Origin of the sequence: Actinomadura sp. NPDC000929 (assembly GCF_040492065.1) — a bacterium.
In the GTDB taxonomy this organism is placed as follows: domain Bacteria; phylum Actinomycetota; class Actinomycetes; order Streptosporangiales; family Streptosporangiaceae; genus Spirillospora; species Spirillospora verrucosospora.
The window spans coordinates 45,752-62,648 of sequence record NZ_JBEUPA010000013.1 but is presented as its reverse complement, the minus strand read 5'-3'; the positions used below and the strand labels follow the sequence as shown (position 1 = coordinate 62,648).

The window sequence follows — 16,897 nt, the reverse complement described above, 5'->3', positions numbered from 1 at the left end:
CGGTTGCGTCCCGCGCGGCGTGAGCGACAACAAGAGAGCTCCTGGTAGATCGAGATTTGCGACGATCTTGACCAGCAGGAGCTCCGATGTCGTTCTATCGCGCTGCCCTCGATCTGTCTCGCTCGGCCCCCAGGTTCGTGGCTGATCTGATCCGCAGGCATCGGCACCGGGTCGCGGTGGCGGCGGTTGCCGCCAGGTCGCCAGGCGCGCTGGTTTTGGTGTACCTGCGCGGCAACGAGGCCTTCGCTGGCCTGGCGGTGGCGTTCGGTGTCGATGCCGCGACCGCGCATCGCTACGTCACCGAGATGATCGAACTGCTCGCCGACCTGGCTCCCGACCTGCGGATCGCGCAGCGCAAGGCGTACGTCATCCTGGACGGCACGTTGGTGGCCACCGACCAGCTGTCGGGCGCCTACGACCGGCTCCATTGCTCGGGCAAACATCGCCGCCACGACGTCAACGTCCAGTTCCTCACCGACCCGCACGGCGAGCTGGTCTGGGCGTCGCTGGCCGTGCCGGGGGCCACCCACGAGCTGGCCGCAGCTCGTGAGCACGGCATCATCGACGCTGTGACGGACCGGGCGATCGCCTGCCGCGCCGACAAGGGGTACGTCGAAGCGGGCGGCGCGGTCGGGACTCCCTGCAAGCGCAAGAAGCATCGCAAGCTCGGAAGGGCGTATTGCGCGGCTCGCAGACAAAGCTTGATCTTTGTAAAATCCCAGGTAGATGGCCCTTTCGACCGCCAGTGAATGATCTCCAGGGTCACGCCACCACTCGCAATCCGGGGTCAAATGAGGGTCAGATGATCACGCCAGCGCGGGACGTCTTAGTGTCTGGCGTGGTAGTTCTCCCTTGGCAGGAGCCGAGGGTCTAAGGAGCTCCGTCGATGCCAACCAGTTCGTCCGAGCCAGCCCTGGTGGGGTCGTGGTGCGGGTGATAGGCCGAACCCGAATCGTCTTTGTCGTGCAGAGTAGGGCCTGACGGACTGGCGCACCGCTAGAGACTGGTTTCGGTGTCGAAGTGCACATGTGCCAGCGCTCAGTATTACCCGGGGCGCCTCGCGGCGATCCGTGCCCGGCGTCCTGTGCAGGGTGCCTGCGGTCACGATGTCCGCACGGAGGACCGCTCAAGTCCCTGACGATGGTCCGGCTCTCGGGCGCCGCGACGATGGAGCGGACCGGGCGCTGATCCATGAGGAGCTGCCCTTATAGTGCAATCCTGTGGGCTCGTCGGCGATTGTCCACGGCGTCATCGGCTACACCGGCCTCCACGTTCGAGGCCGCCAACCATCCCCGGACCATCGCCAGCTTGATCGCGAAGTGCGCTGTCTGGCGGCTCGTCCGCTTTGGCGCATCGAGGAGGGGCAGCAAGTCACCCTCGGGGTCGGCCTGTCCATCACCGGAAACGGGGTGGGACCAGCTCACAGTTCAGATGGGCGCCGGGGAAGCTGAGATGCGGTCAGCGGGTGATGTCGTGTGACCCGCGATGGCGCACCCTCGTGTTGAGACGTGGGCTCAAATGAGGGTCAAACAATCAAAAGGCCGGTCTCCTGGGGGGAGAACCGGCCTCTGACCTGCACCTTTGTGTCGGGGTGGCGGGATTTGAACCCACGACCTCTTCGTCCCGAACGAAGCGCGCTGCCAAGCTGCGCTACACCCCGGTGGCGGCTGCCCGGGAGTTGTACGTCCTCCCGGCGCCTAGTCCACCTTAGCGGATGCTGGGGAGTGGTGCGTCCCTGATTTTCGGGCTGTGAAGGCGGTCACGGCGCCCGAGGGCGTGAGGGTGATGTTCGTCAGGGCGGCGGTCTCCAGCCAGGTTCGGAGGTCGGCTCTGGTGCCTGGGTTGCCGAAGGCGCCTTGGTACTGGAGGAGCTTGATCAAGGGGTCTCTGCCGGCGGCCTTGACCACGGTCGTGCCTTGGAGGGTGCCGCCTGGGCGTAGGACTCGGGTTAGTTCCTGGAGGGCTGCGGGTGGGTCTTGCAGGCAGTGGAGGCCGTTGTAGGTGAGGCAGACGTCGAAGGTGTCGGTGGGGAAGGGGAGGTTGTAGATGTCTGCCTGGACGAGGGTCGTCGTCTTGCGGCGGGCCCTCTTGAGCATGGTCGTGGAGAGGTCGGCTGCCACGTGGCGGGGGTTGTTGTTCACGGCCAAGCCGCCGCCGCAGGGGATGTCGAGGGTCAGGGCTGACGGGTCCTGGGCGGCGATGAGTTCGTGGAGGTGGCCGATGTCGTAGTTCCACAGGGCGCGGGCTCCCAGGTGGGAGAGGGCGCGGTTCTGGACGGCGACGTCGTACAGGGTGGCTAGGAGCGGGGCGGTCTTCCAGTTCACCGTCGAGGGACGAGGGTGAGCAGGGAGGCCTCGGGCGGGCAGCAGAAGCGCATGGGGGCCTTCGGGGACGTGCCCAGGCCCGCGGAGACGTGGAGCCAGGAGCCGCGGTGCTTGTGGAGGCCCTTGACGCGGGGGCGGTCGATGCCGCAGTTGGTGGCGAGGGCGCCGTAGAAGGGGACGCAGACCTGGCCGCCGTGGGTGTGGCCGGCGAGCAGGAGGTCGTAGCCGTCGGCGGTGAAGCGGTCGAGGTTGCGGGGTTCCGGGGAGTGCATGATGCCGAGGTGGACGTCGGCCTGGGGGTCGACGGGGCCGGCGATCTTGTCGTAGCGGTCCCGGTTGATGTGGGAGTCGTCGATGCCGCCGAACTCGATGTCGAGTTCGCCGACCTTGAGGCGGCCGATGCGGTTGTTGAGGTCGAGCCAGCCGGCGGCCTGGAGGGAGGAGCCGAGCTCGCGGTAGGGGAGGTCGGGCTCGCGGCGGCGGCGGCCGTAGTCGGACTTGCTCGTGCGCCAGATGTAGCGGAGCGGGTTCTTCAGGACCGGGGAGTACAGGTCGTTGGAGCCGTAGACGAAGACGCCGGGGCGGTCGAGGAGGGGGCCGAGGGCGTCCAGGAAGGGGCCGATCGCGTCGCGGTGGGAGAGGGTGTCTCCGGTGTTGACGACGAGGTCGGGCTCCAGGGCGTCCAGCGAGCGGACCCAGTGGATCAGGCGGGATCTGCCGGGCGTGAGGTGCGCGTCGGAGATGTGCAGGATCTTCACCGGCGGGCGGCCGGGCGGCAGCACGGGCACGTCGAAGCGGCGGAGGCGGAACCAGTTCCGCTCGATCAACGAGGCGTACCCGAAGGTCGCGGCGCCCGCGCCCAGTACTCCCAGCGGCACGGCGTGGATCTTTCGCACGGCTCTCCCTTCTCAGGGTTCCATGCTTTCAGACATGGGCGCCGCTCGGTAATCCTGATGAGGCGGAAGGTCGCGGACGGGCATGATGTTGGGCATGACCCTGAAGGAGAAGCTGGAGACCGATCTGTCGTCGGCGATGAAGGCGCGTGACGAGCTGCGCACGCGCACGCTGCGCATGGCGCTCACGGCGGTGAAGAACGAGGAGGTCGCCGGCAAGCAGTCGCGGACGCTTTCCGACGACGACGTCGTGAAGGTGCTCACGCGGGAGGCGAAGAAGCGGCGGGAGGCCGCGACGGCCTTCGGTGACGCGGGGCGCGAGGAGCAGGCGCAGGCGGAGCGGGACGAGGGCGGGGTGCTGGAGGAGTACCTGCCCGCGCAGCTGTCCGACGAGGAGCTGACCGCGCTGGTGGCGGACGCGATCGCCGAGACGGGCGCGTCGGGGCCCCGCGCGATGGGGCAGGTCATGAAGTCGGTGAACCCGAAGGTGGCCGGGCGCGCGGAGGGCGGGCGCGTCGCGGCGGAGGTGAAGCGGCAGCTGGCTGAATGAGAAAGGGCCCGGCATGGTGCCGGGCCCTTTCGCGTCAGTCGCCTGAGGGCGGGGCGCCGCGCTTCTTGCCGCCGCTCACGTAGAGGATGACGGTGGTGCCGGGCGGGACGGAGCTGCCCGCGTCGGGCGAGGTGGACACGACCGTGCCCTTCGGCTGGTCGGAGTCGACGGAGCCGGACGCGACCTGCACCTTCAGGTCGGCGGCCTTGAGCCGGGCGGTGGCGGCGGCGACCGTGAGGCCCTTCACCTGCGGGACCTTCGTGGTGTCGCCGAAGTCGCGGGTCGGGGTCTGGAAGCCGGGGGCGGGCTTGCCCGCGAGGGCGTTGCGCATGGACTGCTGCCACATGCCGCCGGGGATGTCCGCGCCGTAGACGCCGTAGACCTTGTACTGCCAGGGGCCGCGGAAGTCCCAGTAGGCGGTGGCGGCGGCCAGGTTCGGGGTGAACCCGGCGAACACGGCGCAGGTGAACTCTTCACAGGTTCCGGTCTTGCCGGCGGCGGGACGTCCAATGCCGCGTCCGGCGGCGGTGCCCTTGGTGAGGACGCCCTGCAGGATCGAGTTGACCTTGTCGGCGACGTCCTGGTCGAGGGCCTGGTGGCAGTCCTGCTTGGGAAGCTTGAGCTTCTTGCCCTCCGGGTCGACGACCTCGGTCACCGAGAGGGGGGCGCAGTACTTGCCGCGGGCGGCGAAGCCGGCGTAGGCGGCGGCGAGGTGCACCATGTCGATGTCGTTGACGCCGAGGACCTGCGACGCGATCGGCATCAGGGGGTCGCCGGTGGCCTGCTTCATCCCGAACTTCTCGGCCATCTTGACGGCGTTGCAGACGCCGACGCGCTTCTCCAGGACGGCGTAGAAGGTGTTGACCGAGTGCCAGGTGCCGGTCTTCAGGTCGAAGTTGCCCTTCTCGCTGTCGCCCGCGTTCGACAGCGTCCAGGGGCCGCCGCCGACCATGGCGTTCTTGACCTTCTTGCCGTCGAACATCCCGGTGTAGCGGCACGGCTGGAACCCGCTGACCGTGGTGGTCTGCGGCGAGTTGATGGTCGTGCTGACCGGGATGCCCTGGTCGATGGCGGCGGCGAGGGTGAAGACCTTGAAGGTCGAGCCCGCCGAGACGCCGCTGCCGCCGCCGTGCGCGGAGTCGGCCGGGAGGTTGATGGTCGTGCGGCCCTTGCCGGGGCCGTACCGCTTGCTCAGCCCGATGGCCCGGATCTTGCCGGTGCCGGGCTCGACCATCGCCTCGGCGCCGACGCGGTTGCCGCCGGGGGCGACGGTCCCGCGCAGGGCCCTGTCGACGGCGCGCTGGTCGTCCATGTCGAGGGTGGTGCGGATGGTGTAGCCGCCGCGGTTCAGCTTGTTGACGACGTTCTGCTGCTGCTTCGGCTTGAGCTGCCAGTACTTGCCGTCCGACAGGATGTTGAGCATGTCGTACTTCACGTACTCGCAGAAGTACGGCGCCTTGCTGGTCTCGCAGCCGCCGACCGGGTCGGTGCGGTTCAGCTGGATGGGCTTGGCGGCCTCTGTGTCGGCCTGTGCCTTGCTGATGTGGCCGAGCTGCGCCATCCGGTAGAGGACGACGTCGCGCCGCTTGCGGGCGTCCTTGGGGTTGCGGATGGGGTCGTAGGCCGTGGGGTTCTGGGTGATGCCGGCGAGCAGCGCGGCCTGGCCGAGTTCCAGCTTGGACGCGGGGATGCTGAAGTACCGCTTGGCCGCCGCCTGGACGCCGTACGCGCCGGCGCTGAAGTAGGCGACGTTCATGTAGCCCTCAAGGATCTGGTCCTTGGTGAGGCGCTGCTCGATGTCGAGCGCGTAGCGGAGCTCGCGCAGCTTGCGCCCGACCGTGGGCGCCGTGACCTCGCGGTACTCCTCCTCGGACTTGGCGCTGTCGACCAGGAGGTTCTTGACGTACTGCTGGGTGAGCGTGGAGCCGCCCTGCGTCTGCTCGGACTCGACGTTGGAGGCCATCGCGCGGATGGTGCCCTTGAGGTCGAGCGCGCCGTGCTCGTAGAAGCGCGAGTCCTCGATGTCGATCATCGCCTGCCGCATGATGGGGGCGACCTGGTCGAGCCGGACGGACTCGCGGTACTTGTCGAAGAACGTGGCGACCTGCTTGCCGTTGCCGTCGTACATCACCGTCTTCTCGGACGGCGGTGTCGTCTTGAGCTGGCTGTCCATGTCCTCGAAGTTGTTGGCGGCGTCGCGGGCGGTCAGCCCGGCGCTGCCGACGGCGGGCAGCGCGATGAGCGCGACGATGAGGCCCGCCACCACCCCGGCACCTAGCAACCTGAACAGCGTGGACGCGGCCTGGGCCCGATCGTTCTTCGCAACGCGCACGGGGTCTAGGGTACGCGGGACGAGCAGTGCATTAGGGACAGGTCCCCCAGGGTTCGTGCTTTCCGGACCGGCTGATCAGGATCTTCGTCCGTTATGCCCTCATCGTGACAACCTGCGCAGTGTCTGGCGCGTCAACTACAGGTAACTAGTCCGTTCCGGCGGTATGGCCCCGGTGGGCTATATCGAGAATGGGCCCAACGGGGGCTGTTGAAACCTCCCTCGCTTCCGTAAGTTCTTCCCCACGGCTTTCGTTTGGCGGCCTGACGTCCGCGCCCGTCCGGCCAAGGAGCGCAAATCGACACAGACCCTAGGGGAGTGGGGCCAAGATGTGGATCACGGATTGGACCGCCCGCGCCGCCTGCCGTAACGCGGATCCGGACGCTCTGTTCGTGCAGGGTGCGGCGCAGAACCGAGCCAAGCTCATCTGCCGCGGCTGCCCGGTGCGCACGGAGTGTCTCGCCGACGCTCTCGACAACCGGATCGAGTTCGGTGTGTGGGGCGGGATGACCGAGCGGGAGCGCCGTGCGCTGCTGCGGCGGCGGCCGGATGTGCGCTCGTGGCGCGAGCTGCTGGAGACCGCGAAGGAAGAGTACGAGCGGTCGGCGGAGGTCGACGAGGAAGAACTCGTCGCGAGCTGAGTTCGACCGGGCCCCCGGGGCCCGTGCGGCGGCGGTCCAAGGACCGACACGGTCCAAATGAAGCGTGGCCGGTAGGCCCGTACCACCATTGTGGGTACGGGCCTACCGGCATGCCCATAAAGGCTGTTTTCGCTGATCAGAGTGCGGAGAGGGCGATCGTCCGGGTTCGGCTCGTGTGTCAGTTTCCGGTGGCGCCGATCCGGGTGGGCGCGCTTCTCCGAGATCGGCGCGCGGCGCCGCCCGGGCGGGGGAAGGCCGAACCGCCGCCGTTCCGGATCGAACCGCGAGGAGCCGGATTCCGAGGCCGGTGAAAGCCTCGGATACGGCGAACGGGCCAGGGTCCCCCGGCGTCAGGCGGCGCTGGGAGACGCGGCGGGTCCGGCGAGGTCCTCGCCCACCTGGCGCAGGCCGTCGAGGTCGTGGACGTCCTCCGCCTGCGCCGGGACGGCCGTGACCGGCACGGTCGGGTGCGTGGACGCGAAGTGGTCGCGGAGGCGCTCCTCGCGGGCCGCGAGCTGCAGGCGGTCGGTGTGCAGGCGCAGCAGGGCGGCGGTCAGCGCGTGCTCGCCGCGCTCGTCCAGCGTCTCGGCGGCGGCCTGGCTGCGGGCCGCGGACAGGACGTCGCCGGCGGACTCGTGGACGCGGTTGACCACGAGGCCGGCGAGCGGCATCCGCTCCTCGGCGAGGCGCTCGACGAAGTAGGACGCCTCGCGCAGGGCGTCGGGCTCGGGCGCGGCGACGACGAGGAACGCGGTGCCCGGGGTCTGCAGGAGCTTGAACGTCTTCTCGGCGCGCTCCCGGAAGCCGCCGAACATGGTGTCGAAGGCGGCGACGAACGTCTGCACGTCGCGCAGCAGCTGGACGCCGAGGACCTTGTTGATGACGCCGGTGAACACGCCGAACCCGGCGCTGATCACCTTGACGCCGAAGCGGCCGCCGGTCTTGGCCGGGGCGGCGAGGAGCTTCATGAAGCGGCCGTCGAGGAACCGGCCCATGCGCTCGGGGGCGTCCAGGAAGTCCAGCGCGTTCCGGGACGGCGGGGTGTCGACGATGATCAGGTCCCAGGCGCCGGAGCGGTGCAGCTGCCCGAGCTTCTCCATCGCCATGTACTCCTGCGTGCCCGACAGGCTGGACGACAGCGACTGGTAGAAGGGGTTGGCGAGGATCTGCTTGGCCCGGTCGGGGTCGGCGTGCGCCTCGACGATCTCGTCGAAGGTCCGCTTCATGTCGAGCATCATGGCGTGCAGCTCGCCGTCGCCGTCGATGTCGATCCGGCGGGGGTTGTTGTCGAGCTCGGACAGGCCCATCGACTGCGCGAGGCGGCGCGCCGGGTCGACGGTGAGGACCACGACGTCCCGGCCCCGCTCGGCGGCGCGGACGCCGAGCGCGGCGGCCGTGGTGGTCTTGCCGACCCCGCCCGACCCGCAGCACACGATGATCTTCGTGCGCGGGTCGTCGAGCAGCCCGTCGACGTCGAGCACCGGTGGGGTCCTGCTGGTCTGGCTCATCGGTTCACCTCTGCCGGTCGGTCCCCGCCCGCGCGGGGGGTCAGCCTCACCCAGGAGACGCCGCGGACGGGCGCGGTCATGCGGCGCCCTGGTCGCGGAGGGCGGCGGCCAGGTCGTAGAGGCCGGCCAGGTCCATGCCGTCGGAGAGCAGGGGGAGGGTGTAGCGGGGCCGGTCGACCGAGTCCAGGCGCTCCTTCTCGCGGCGCTGGAGGGCGGTTCGGCGGGCGTGGTCGGCGGCCTCCCCGGCGAGGACGGCGGCGATCGCCTCGGCGTCGTGCTCCAGGCCGGCGGCCTTCACGCCGCGGACGATCTCGTCGGTGTCCAGGGACCCGGCGGCGGCGACGGCGAGGTCGTCCTCGCTGAGGACGGGCTGGTGCTCCATGTTGACGATCACGCCGCCGACGGGGAGCCCGACCGCGGTGAGGTCGCGGATGCCGTCCATCGTCTCCTGGACGGGCATCTCCTCCAGGAGCGTGACGAAGTGCACGGCGGTCTCGGGGCTCCGGACGACCTTCATCACGGTGTCGGCGTGGTTGCGGACGGGGCCGACCTTGGCGAGGCCGGAGACCTCGTCGTTGACGTTCAGGAACTTCGTGATGCGGCCGGTGGGCGGGGCGTCCATCACGACGGCGTCGTAGACGAACGAGCCGTCCTTCTTCTTGCGGCGCACCGACTCGGACGTCTTGCCGGTGAGGATGACGTCGCGCAGGCCGGGGGCGATGGTGGTGACGAAGTCGACGATGCCGAGCTTGGTCATCGCCTTCCCGGCGCGCTTGAGGTTGTAGAACATCTCGAGGTACTCGATGAGCGCCTCTTCGGTGTCGATGGCGAGCGCGTGGACGTCCCCGCCGTCCGGGGCGACGGCGACGCGGCGCTCCTCGTAGGGCAGCGGCGGGCAGTCGAAGAGCTGGGCGATGCCCTGGCGCCCCTCGACCTCGACGAGCAGCACCTTGCGGCCGCCTGCGGCCAGGGCAAGGGCGAGGGCGGCGGCGACGGTCGTCTTTCCCGTGCCGCCCTTGCCGGTGACCACATGGAGGCGTACGCCGTCCCAGTCGGTGTCTCTCGCGCTCACCCGATCGACCATATCGTTCACTCGTCAAACACTTGAGAGGGCGGTCGCCCTCATGCAAGTGATCCCTGACACGGTTCCCCCCGCCCCGACGCTGTCATTCGGCCTGCCCGCGCGGTTAGCTTGAAAACGTGAGCCGTGCGATGGACGGTTCCGTCCGGACCCTGACGGGTCCGGACGCCCGCCGGAGCTCCGGGGGCGCCTCCCCGGGCCCGGGCCCTCATGGGAAAGAGGTGCCGTGATGATAGCGGTAGCCCTGGTCATCCTGCTCGTCGTCGTTGTCGGCGGCCTGATCGTCTTGGCGTCGTCCGTCCGCGTCGTGCAGCAGTTCGAGCACGGGATCGTGTTTCGGTTCGGGCAGGTCCAGCGGAACGGGCAGATGCGGCCCGGCGCGGTGCGCACGCCGGGCCTGACGGTGATCGTCCCGATCGCCGAGCGCATGCAGAAGGTCAGCCGGCAGACGATCACGATGGGGGTGCCCGGCCAGGACGGGATCACCCAGGACAACGTGAGCGTCCGCGTCGACGCGGTCGTCTACTTCCGGGTGATCGACCCGGTGAAGGCGATCGTGAACGTGCACAACTACGGGTACGCGATCTCGCAGGTGGCGCAGACGTCGCTGCGGTCGGTGATCGGCCAGGCCGACATGCAGGAGCTGCTCGGCGAGCGCGAGAAGATCAACATGCGGCTGCGGGCGATCATCGACGAGATCACCGAGGGACCGTGGGGCATCCTGATCGAGCGCGTCGAGATCAAGGACGTGTCGCTGCCGGAGGGCATGAAGCGGTCGATGGCCCGGCAGGCGGAGGCGGAGCGGGAACGCCGCGCCCGCATCATCACCGCGGACGGCGAGTTCCAGGCGTCCAAGCGCCTCGCCGCCGCCGCGGAGATCATGTCGCAGGACCCGGCCGCTCTGCAGCTGCGCCTGCTGCAGACGGTCGTGGAGGTGTCCGCCGAGAAGAACAGCACGCTGGTCATGCCGCTGCCGGTGGAGATCCTGCGCTTCTTCGAGCGCGCTGCCGGAGGCCCGGGACGCTCCGGGGACGGAGACACGGACGGTGGCGAGAGCAGGCTCGACCTCGGCGAGCGGCTCGCGAGGGCCGAGGCGGAGCTGGCCAAGGCGGCCGAGCGGCCGTCGACGCTGGAGTCGGCGGAGGACGTCCCGCCGGTCATCGGGCTGGACGAGCCGAAGCGCGGCCGGTCCGAGGTGGCCGCGCCGCAGGAGGAGCAGCGGCGCGGCATCGGCGGAGGTGAGCGGGAGACCCCGGAGCAGCAGCCGCCCCGCTGACCCGCCGCTGTCACCGGGCCTGCGGCGAAGGTGAGGGCGTCACGGCTTCCGGCGCGATCTCGGGCATGGTCAGGCGCCGGACGCCCGGCACCGCGGCCGTGCCCAGGCAGGCGGCGCCGACCAGCGCGGCCGCCGTCCACAGCGGGACGGAGGGGCCCCACGCCGAGGCGGCCCACGGGGCGAGCGCGTAGCCGAGGGGCGCCGCGGCCAGCGACAGCAGCCAGTCATAGGACGTCACCCGGGCCAGCGCGTGCGGCGGGATGCTCATCTGCACGACGGTCTCCCAGGTGGGGTTGAGGACGCCGAGGCCGGTGAGCGCCAGCCCGTACGCCGCGACGAGCAGGGGCGCGGGCGCGGCGGCCGCGAACAGGGCGAGGGGCAGCGCCAGCGCGGCCAGGCCCGCGTTCGCGACGAGGACGGGCCGGCGCGGACGGAAGCGGGCGGCCAGCAGCGCCCCGGCGAGGAGCCCGGCGGCGCCCGCCTGGACGGTCGCGATCCACACCCCCTCGCCGCCGAGCCGTTCGACGGCGAGGGCCGGGCCGAGGGTGAGCAGGACGGCGGACGTGCCGTTCCAGACGCCGTGCGCGATCAGGCTCGTCCAGTACCAGTCGCGCGAGCGGACCTCCGACCAGCCCTCCGCCAGGTCGGCTCGCAGCGATCGTCGCGGGATGGGGACGTTCCGGACGCGCGCCAGGGCGAGGAGCGCCGCGCTCGCGGCGAACGACGCCGAGTCCAGCAGGAACGTCCAGCCGGGGCCGACGGTCAGCACGAGCGTGCCGGCGAGGGCGGGCCCGGCGAGGCGGGTGGCGCCGTTGGCGACGCCCATCAGGGAGTTGGCCTTCTGGAGTCCGGACGGCTCGACGGTGCCGGCGATCAGGGGCGAGATGGTCGGCGTCTGGAAGGCGGAGGCCGCGCCGCCGATCACCTGGGCGGCGGCGAGGTGCCACAGGCGCGGCTCGCCGCTCAGGAGTTCCAGGGCCGCGAACAGCTGCGCCGCGGCGCCGGCGAGGTCGGTGGCGAGGGCGACGCCCCGCGCGTCGAGGCGGTCGGCGAGCACGCCGCCGAGGGGCAGCAGGAGCAGGCGCGGCACCATCGCGCAGCCGAGCACGAGGGCGAGCGCGGACGTGGAGCCCGTGGCCCGCAGGACGGCGAGGGCGAGCGCGGCGGGGACGGCGGCGTCCCCGGTCAGGGACAGGACGCGGGCGGCGAACAGCAGCCGGAAGTCCCGGCCGCGCAGGGGGTGGGTCATGGCCGGACAATGTAGTTCGTTGACGAACTAATCGGCAACGAATTATTCCCCAACGAATCAAGCCACCGACTACGATCCCCGCATGGGAGACAGGGACCGGACCGACGAGCACGTGGAGCGGTGGGCGCCGATCGTGCCCGCCCTCGATCCCGACATCGAGGGCGCCGTGACTCGGATGATCTTCTTCGTCAAGCACATCCGGCGGATGAAGGAGGAGCTCCTCGCCGCCTCCGGCCTGCAGCGGCACGAGTTCGACACGCTGCACGCGCTCGCCGGCCGGCACGGCACCGCGGCCCCCTCCCTCCTCGCCGCCGACCTCGCCATGCCCCCGAACTCGATCACCGGCCGGCTGGACGCGCTGGAGCGCCGCGGCTTCGTCCGCCGGTCCCCGTCCGCGACCGACCGCCGCCGGGTCGTCGTCGAGCTCACCCCCGCCGGACGCTCCGCCTGGCGCGACGCGATGGACGGCCTGGGCGTCGAGGAGACGCGCCTGCTCACCGCCCTCGACCCCGCCGAGCGCCGCACCCTCTCCGACCTCCTCCGCCGCGTCATGCTCCGCGCCGAAAACCCCGCCGACCCCCCGACGAGCCCTCCGGCCTAAAGCCAGTGGAGGGTCCTACGGGGTGAGGACCAAGCGGCCACGTAGGGCGCCTGCTTCCAGGCGTTTGTGGGCCTTGGGGGCCTCGGTGAGGGGGAGGGTGTCGGCGACGCGGGGGGTGAGGCCGCCCTTGTCCGTGAGTGCGGCGAGCATGCCCAGCTGCGCGGCGTCCGCGCGTATCCACACGTTGTGGACGGTGGTTCCGCGCAGCGGGAGCGGGGTGGCCGGACCGCCGTTGACCGCTGCGAACGTCCCGCCGTTCCGGACGGCGTCGAGGGCCGCGACCGAGAGGAGGGCGGCGTCCAGGGCGCCGTCCACACCGCCCGGTACGAGCGCGCGGACGGCGTCTCCCAGGTGCGCGCCGCGCGGAACGAACATCTCCGCGCCGAAGCCGCGCACCAGCGCCTCGTCGGACGCGGAGGCCGTGGCGACGACGCGCAGGCCGCGGTGGGCCGCCAGCTCCACCGCGTAGCCGCCGACGGCGCCCGCGGCTCCCGTGACGAGCAGCGTGGCGCCCGGCGGCAGAGCGAGGAGGTCCAGGGCCTGCAGGGCGGTCAGCCCGTTCAGCGGGAGGGTCGACGCCTCGGCGGCCGGGACCGACCGCGGCGCGGGCGCGACGGCGTCCGCGTCCAGGACGATCGCGTCCGCGTAGGCGCCCAGCGGCACGTCGAGCCGGTCCTTCAGGCCGATGACCTCGTCGCCGGCGGCGATGCGGGTCACGCCCTCCCCGACCGCGTCGACGGTGCCGGCGACGTCCCAGCCGATGCCGACCGCGGGCCGCGAACCGAACGGCGGCATCAGCCCGGCGTCGGCCAGCGCTCCGGAGCGGGTCGCGGCGTCGACCGGGTTGACCGCTGCCGCCGCCACCCGGATCCGCACCTGACCGGGCCCCGGGACGGGAACCGGAACGTCGGCGAGCTCCAGCGCGTCGGGCCCGCCGGGTGTCCTCACGATGATCGCGCGCATGGCAGAACCTTCTGTACGAAGTGGGTGGGTGTGCGGGGGATCCCGCACCGGCAACTGTCGCCGGAACAGCCGCGGGCCGGAAGAAGTTACTTCGGAGTGCGTTCGGTACCCGGAGGTGAGCCCGCGGCATGGCCACGATGACGGCGGCGGAGCGTCGCGAGCAGGAGAAGGCGGCGTTCGAGGCTTACATGGACGGATGTCCCACTCATCAGCTGATGGGGATCATCGGCAACAAGTGGAGCATGCTGGTCCTCACGGAGCTGGCGCGCGGCACTCGCAGGTACGCCGAGGTCAGCAGAGCGCTCCCGGGCGTCAGCGCGAAGATGCTCACGCAGACGCTCCGCTCCCTTGAGCGAGACGGACTCGTGGCGCGCAGCGTGACCCCGTCCGTGCCCGTCCAGGTCGAGTACACCCTGACCCTGCTGGGCGAACGGATCGTGCCGCTGCTCACCTCCATCAAGGAGTGGGCCGGCCGCCACATCGACGAGATCAACGCGTCGCGCGAGCGGTACGACGGAACTCCCGAGCGCGGCGGGGACCCGATCACACGGTGTGAGGCGCCCGGCGCGGCTCCGGGTACTCCCTCAGCTTGATCGCCGTGGCGGCCTGCGTGGTCAGCTTGTCGAGGAGCTTGATGAACGGGCCCGCGGTCAGCAGCCGGTAGACCGTCGTGCGGCGGCGCAGCGCGCGCTCGTTCTTCGGTGCGAAGAACGGCCCGACCCCGCCCGCGACCCGCTGGCACGCCGTCGTGAACTTCCTGATGCGCTCCTCGTAGGCGGGGAACGCGGCGCGGTGGTCGCCGTCCGCGGCGGCCAGCTCGCCCGCGAGGACGTAGGCGCACACGACCGCGAGGCCCGTCCCCATCCCGCCGCAGGTGGCGCCGTAGCCGGCGTCGCCGAGCAGGGCGACCCGCCCCTTCGTCCAGGCGTCCATCCGGACGATGCTGATCGAGTCGCAGTAGAAGTACGGGGCCTCCCACATGTCGCGCATCAGGGCGCCGGCGTGCCAGCCCATGCCGGCGAACCTCTCGGCCAGCGCCCGCTTCTGGGCCTCCTGGTCGCGGCGGTGCGGCTCCAGCTCGTCGTCGGCGAAGACGCACATGACGTTCGCGCCGGTTCCGCCGCGGGTCGGGTACACCGACACCCCGCGCCCCACTTCGCTGTAGAGCTTGCCGGTGCCGATGCCGAGGCGGTTCGGCGCCTCGAAGATCGCGACGTGGTAGCCCGAGTCCCGGACGAACCGCGACTCGTCGCCGAACGCGAGCCGCCGGACGTTCGAGTGCAGCCCGTCCGCGCCGACGACCAGGTCGAACGTGCGCGGAGCCCCACGCTCGAAGGTGACGTGGACGCCGTCGGCCGTCTCGGTCATGGACGCGATCGAGTCGCCGAAGACGTACCTGGCGGAGTCCCGGGTCAGCTCGTACAGGAGCTCGGCGAGGTCGCCCCGGTGGATCTCCACGTCCCCGCCGGTGAACGAGTCGGGCAGGGCGACCCGCGTCCGTCCTTCGGCGTCGATCAGGTCGAGCGCGCCGCCGTGGGTCTGCCTCCGCCGGATCTCGTCCAGGACGCCCATCTTCTCCAGCACCCGCAGGTGCACCTCGCCGCGGAAGTCGACGGCCTGCCCGCCCGGCCGGATCGCCTCCGCCCGCTCCACGACGGTGACGTCGTACCCGTACCGCGCCAGCCAGTAGGCCAGGGACGGGCCCGCGATGCTCGCACCCGAGATCAGCACGCTCTTGCTCATCGTTCTCTCCGTTCGTCGTTGCCGTCGAGCAAGAGATTCGCGACCCGCCCTGACCGACCCCGCACCACCGGCTGACCGCCTCCCCGCCGGTCCGTCAGCGCACCGGGGCGGGGGGCGGGTTCGAGCGGGGTCCGGGTATGGCGATCGCTAGGGTGAGGGCCATGAAGAAGTGGGAGTACGCGACCGTTCCGCTGCTGGTGCACGCGACCAAGCAGATCCTCGACAACTGGGGCCAGGACGGGTGGGAGCTCGTCACCGTCATGCCGGGGCCGAACCCCGAGAACCTCGTCGCCTACTTCAAGCGCGAGATCGAGTAGCGGCGCCCTGCCGGAACAGCCCCGTCGTAAGGACCTCAACGAGGAGGAATGGCGATGAGCACGCCTGAAGAGCGGATCCGCGAGCTCGGCATCGAACTGCCGGAGGTCGTCCCGCCGGTCGCGTCCTACGTGCCGACGGCGCGGACGGGGTCGCTCGTCTACACCGCGGGCCAGATCCCCCTGGTCAAGGGCGAGCTGGGCGTCACCGGGAAGGTGGGCGCGGAGGTCAGCGCGGAGGAGGCGACCCGCCAGGCGCGGATCTGCGCGCTGAACGCGATCGCGGCGCTGAAGGCGGAGGTCGGCGAGCTGTCGCGGATCGTGCGGATCGTGAAGGTCGTCGGGTTCGTCGCCAGCGCGCCGGACTTCCACGGCCAGCCGCAGGTGATCAACGGGGCGAGCGACCTGCTGGCCGAGGTGTTCGGGGACGCGGGCCGGCACGCGCGCAGCGCCGTCGGCGTCGCCGTCCTGCCGCGCGACGTGCCCGTCGAGGTGGAGCTGATCGCCGAGGTGGCGTGAGCCTCCGGGCTTGACGGAACGCCATTCGGTATGTCCGAATGGCTCGCCATGGGGATCACCAACGGACTCAAGCTGCCCGAGTCGTTCCGGGGGCAGGTCGAGGACATCCTGGAAGGCCGGGCCGAGCCGGCGCCCGCCAAGGACGCGGCGACCGTGGTCGTGCTGCGCGACCACGACGAGCACGGGCTCCAGGCGTTCATGCTGCGCCGCGTCCGGTCGATGGCGTTCGCGCCCGGCGCCTACGTGTTCCCCGGCGGCTCGGTCGACCCGCGCGACGGGGAGGCGGCGCTGGCGTGGTCCGGGCCGCCCCCCGCCGAGTGGGGCCGGGCGTTCGGCGCCGACGAGACGCTGGCCCGCGAGCTGGTCTGCGCGGCGGTCCGGGAGACGTTCGAGGAGACGCTCGTGCTGCTCGCCGGCCCGACCGGGGAGACGGTCGTGGACGACACGCGCGGCGACGACTGGGAGGCCGACCGGCAGGCGCTGCTGGACCGCTCCCAGTCGTTCGGGGGGTTCCTCGACCGGCGCGGCCTCGTGCTGCGCTCCGACCTGCTGCGCCCGTGGGCGCACTGGATCACCCCGAAGATCGAGCGCAGGCGCTACGACACCCGGTTCTTCGTCGCCGCGATGCCGGCGGGGCAGCGGGCCAGGGACGTCAGCACCGAGGCCGACCAGGTCGCCTGGGTGAGCCCGGCGGAGGCGGCCGAGCGGGCGGCGCGCGGCGAGTGGACGATGCTGCCGCCGACCGTCGCGACGCTGGCGGAGCTCGCCGGGTTCGCCACGGTCGCCGACGTGCTCGCCGCGCGGCGCGAGATCGTCGTGCAGGAGCCGGTCGCCGAGATCATCGACGGCGACGCCTACCTCGTCCTGCCCGAGGGCGTCGCGCGGCACTACCCGCAGGGCTGAGGA

General features: G+C 71.1%; 17 protein-coding genes and 1 tRNA gene. 9 read left to right on the top strand and 9 right to left on the bottom strand.

The features are described from left to right. Positions 1–86 precede the first annotated feature (86 nt). Positions 87–749 (top strand): transposase family protein, encoded by a 663-nt coding sequence (locus tag ABWI04_RS07680; RefSeq protein ID WP_353831885.1) that lies wholly within the window; start codon positions 87–89, stop codon positions 747–749. 837 nt (positions 750–1,586) lie between these two features. Here the strand turns inward: ABWI04_RS07680 and ABWI04_RS07675 are convergent. The 3 genes from ABWI04_RS07675 to ABWI04_RS07665 form a co-directional block, all read right to left on the bottom strand. Further along, positions 1,587–1,660: transfer RNA gene (locus ABWI04_RS07675), tRNA-Pro, on the bottom strand. Positions 1,661–1,697: 37 nt separating this feature from the next. Then, the gene (locus ABWI04_RS07670) at positions 1,698–2,324 is read right to left on the bottom strand and encodes a class I SAM-dependent methyltransferase (RefSeq protein WP_353831884.1); all 627 of its coding nucleotides are present in this window, start codon (positions 2,322–2,324) and stop codon (positions 1,698–1,700) included. Next, positions 2,321–3,220 carry a metallophosphoesterase gene (locus tag ABWI04_RS07665; RefSeq protein ID WP_353831883.1) on the bottom strand — a complete coding sequence of 300 codons (900 nt, stop codon included), beginning with the start codon at positions 3,218–3,220 and terminating at the stop codon, positions 2,321–2,323. The genes ABWI04_RS07670 and ABWI04_RS07665 overlap by 4 nt, the downstream gene beginning before the upstream one ends. A gap of 94 nt (positions 3,221–3,314) precedes the next feature. Here ABWI04_RS07665 and ABWI04_RS07660 point away from each other — a divergent pair, with 94 nt between their 5' ends. Continuing rightward, positions 3,315–3,767, top strand: a complete 453-nt coding sequence (locus ABWI04_RS07660) for a GatB/YqeY domain-containing protein (RefSeq protein WP_345178927.1) — start codon at positions 3,315–3,317, stop codon at positions 3,765–3,767. A 34-nt stretch (positions 3,768–3,801) separates the two neighbouring features. Here ABWI04_RS07660 and ABWI04_RS07655 read toward each other — a convergent pair whose 3' ends face one another. Then, positions 3,802–6,099: a penicillin-binding protein gene (locus tag ABWI04_RS07655; protein WP_353831882.1), complete on the bottom strand. Its 2,298-nt coding sequence runs from the start codon at positions 6,097–6,099 to the stop codon at positions 3,802–3,804. Between the two features lie 326 nt (positions 6,100–6,425). On the opposite strand from ABWI04_RS07655, the gene ABWI04_RS07650 reads away from it, so the two are divergent. Then, the gene (locus ABWI04_RS07650; protein ID WP_185029424.1) at positions 6,426–6,737 is read left to right on the top strand and encodes a WhiB family transcriptional regulator; all 312 of its coding nucleotides are present in this window, start codon (positions 6,426–6,428) and stop codon (positions 6,735–6,737) included. Between the two features lie 350 nt (positions 6,738–7,087). Here ABWI04_RS07650 and bagB read toward each other — a convergent pair whose 3' ends face one another. Both bagB and bagA read right to left on the bottom strand, forming a co-directional pair. Next, positions 7,088–8,245: an ATPase BagB gene (bagB, locus tag ABWI04_RS07645; protein WP_345178934.1), complete on the bottom strand. Its 1,158-nt coding sequence runs from the start codon at positions 8,243–8,245 to the stop codon at positions 7,088–7,090. A 76-nt stretch (positions 8,246–8,321) separates the two neighbouring features. Next, positions 8,322–9,317 (bottom strand): ATPase BagA, encoded by a 996-nt coding sequence (bagA, locus tag ABWI04_RS07640; protein ID WP_345178936.1) that lies wholly within the window; start codon positions 9,315–9,317, stop codon positions 8,322–8,324. Between the two features lie 238 nt (positions 9,318–9,555). Here bagA and ABWI04_RS07635 point away from each other — a divergent pair, with 238 nt between their 5' ends. Next, entirely contained in the window at positions 9,556–10,602 is a 1,047-nt protein-coding gene (locus ABWI04_RS07635; protein WP_353831881.1) for a slipin family protein, read from the top strand. Between the two features lie 10 nt (positions 10,603–10,612). Here ABWI04_RS07635 and ABWI04_RS07630 read toward each other — a convergent pair whose 3' ends face one another. Next, entirely contained in the window at positions 10,613–11,851 is a 1,239-nt protein-coding gene (locus tag ABWI04_RS07630; protein ID WP_353831880.1) for an MFS transporter, read from the bottom strand. 82 nt (positions 11,852–11,933) lie between these two features. On the opposite strand from ABWI04_RS07630, the gene ABWI04_RS07625 reads away from it, so the two are divergent. Then, positions 11,934–12,452: a MarR family winged helix-turn-helix transcriptional regulator gene (locus ABWI04_RS07625; protein ID WP_353831879.1), complete on the top strand. Its 519-nt coding sequence runs from the start codon at positions 11,934–11,936 to the stop codon at positions 12,450–12,452. A gap of 15 nt (positions 12,453–12,467) precedes the next feature. Here the strand turns inward: ABWI04_RS07625 and ABWI04_RS07620 are convergent, their stop codons facing one another. Beyond that, positions 12,468–13,415 carry an NADP-dependent oxidoreductase gene (locus ABWI04_RS07620; protein WP_353831878.1) on the bottom strand — a complete coding sequence of 316 codons (948 nt, stop codon included), beginning with the start codon at positions 13,413–13,415 and terminating at the stop codon, positions 12,468–12,470. 128 nt (positions 13,416–13,543) lie between these two features. Here ABWI04_RS07620 and ABWI04_RS07615 point away from each other — a divergent pair, with 128 nt between their 5' ends. Continuing rightward, a complete protein-coding gene (locus ABWI04_RS07615) occupies positions 13,544–14,008 on the top strand; it encodes a winged helix-turn-helix transcriptional regulator (protein WP_353831877.1) in 465 nt (154 codons plus the stop codon). On the opposite strand, the gene ABWI04_RS07610 is transcribed toward ABWI04_RS07615, so the two are convergent. Next, positions 13,959–15,158 (bottom strand): FAD-dependent monooxygenase, encoded by a 1,200-nt coding sequence (locus tag ABWI04_RS07610; protein ID WP_353831876.1) that lies wholly within the window; start codon positions 15,156–15,158, stop codon positions 13,959–13,961. The genes ABWI04_RS07615 and ABWI04_RS07610 overlap by 50 nt on opposite strands. A 161-nt stretch (positions 15,159–15,319) precedes the next feature. On the opposite strand from ABWI04_RS07610, the gene sp36 reads away from it, so the two are divergent. Genes sp36 through ABWI04_RS07595 form a run of 3 tightly spaced genes read left to right on the top strand, consistent with a single transcriptional unit; the run spans position 15,320 to position 16,894 of the window. Beyond that, a complete protein-coding gene (gene sp36, locus ABWI04_RS07605; RefSeq protein ID WP_345178951.1) occupies positions 15,320–15,475 on the top strand; it encodes a Sp36 family protein in 156 nt (51 codons plus the stop codon). 54 nt (positions 15,476–15,529) lie between these two features. Further along, entirely contained in the window at positions 15,530–15,991 is a 462-nt protein-coding gene (locus ABWI04_RS07600) for a RidA family protein (protein WP_345178953.1), read from the top strand. A 48-nt stretch (positions 15,992–16,039) separates the two neighbouring features. After that, positions 16,040–16,894 carry an NUDIX hydrolase gene (locus ABWI04_RS07595; protein ID WP_353831909.1) on the top strand — a complete coding sequence of 285 codons (855 nt, stop codon included), beginning with the start codon at positions 16,040–16,042 and terminating at the stop codon, positions 16,892–16,894. Positions 16,895–16,897 lie beyond the last annotated feature (3 nt).

Excerpts from the sequence above, each read along its gene's own strand:
- ABWI04_RS07680 (WP_353831885.1), top strand. The coding sequence starts at position 87 with ATGTCGTTCTATCGCGCTGCCCTCGATCTGTCTCGCTCGGCCCCCAGG.
- ABWI04_RS07660 (WP_345178927.1), top strand. The coding sequence starts at position 3,315 with ATGACCCTGAAGGAGAAGCTGGAGACCGATCTGTCGTCGGCGATGAAG.
- ABWI04_RS07650 (WP_185029424.1), top strand. The coding sequence starts at position 6,426 with ATGTGGATCACGGATTGGACCGCCCGCGCCGCCTGCCGTAACGCGGAT.
- bagB (WP_345178934.1), bottom strand. The coding sequence starts at position 8,245 with ATGAGCCAGACCAGCAGGACCCCACCGGTGCTCGACGTCGACGGGCTG.
- ABWI04_RS07635 (WP_353831881.1), top strand. The coding sequence starts at position 9,556 with ATGATAGCGGTAGCCCTGGTCATCCTGCTCGTCGTCGTTGTCGGCGGC.
- ABWI04_RS07630 (WP_353831880.1), bottom strand. The coding sequence starts at position 11,851 with ATGACCCACCCCCTGCGCGGCCGGGACTTCCGGCTGCTGTTCGCCGCC.
- ABWI04_RS07625 (WP_353831879.1), top strand. The coding sequence starts at position 11,934 with ATGGGAGACAGGGACCGGACCGACGAGCACGTGGAGCGGTGGGCGCCG.
- ABWI04_RS07620 (WP_353831878.1), bottom strand. The coding sequence starts at position 13,415 with ATGCGCGCGATCATCGTGAGGACACCCGGCGGGCCCGACGCGCTGGAG.
- ABWI04_RS07615 (WP_353831877.1), top strand. The coding sequence starts at position 13,544 with ATGGCCACGATGACGGCGGCGGAGCGTCGCGAGCAGGAGAAGGCGGCG.
- ABWI04_RS07610 (WP_353831876.1), bottom strand. The coding sequence starts at position 15,158 with ATGAGCAAGAGCGTGCTGATCTCGGGTGCGAGCATCGCGGGCCCGTCC.
- sp36 (WP_345178951.1), top strand. The coding sequence starts at position 15,320 with ATGAAGAAGTGGGAGTACGCGACCGTTCCGCTGCTGGTGCACGCGACC.
- ABWI04_RS07600 (WP_345178953.1), top strand. The coding sequence starts at position 15,530 with ATGAGCACGCCTGAAGAGCGGATCCGCGAGCTCGGCATCGAACTGCCG.
- ABWI04_RS07595 (WP_353831909.1), top strand. The coding sequence starts at position 16,040 with ATGGGGATCACCAACGGACTCAAGCTGCCCGAGTCGTTCCGGGGGCAG.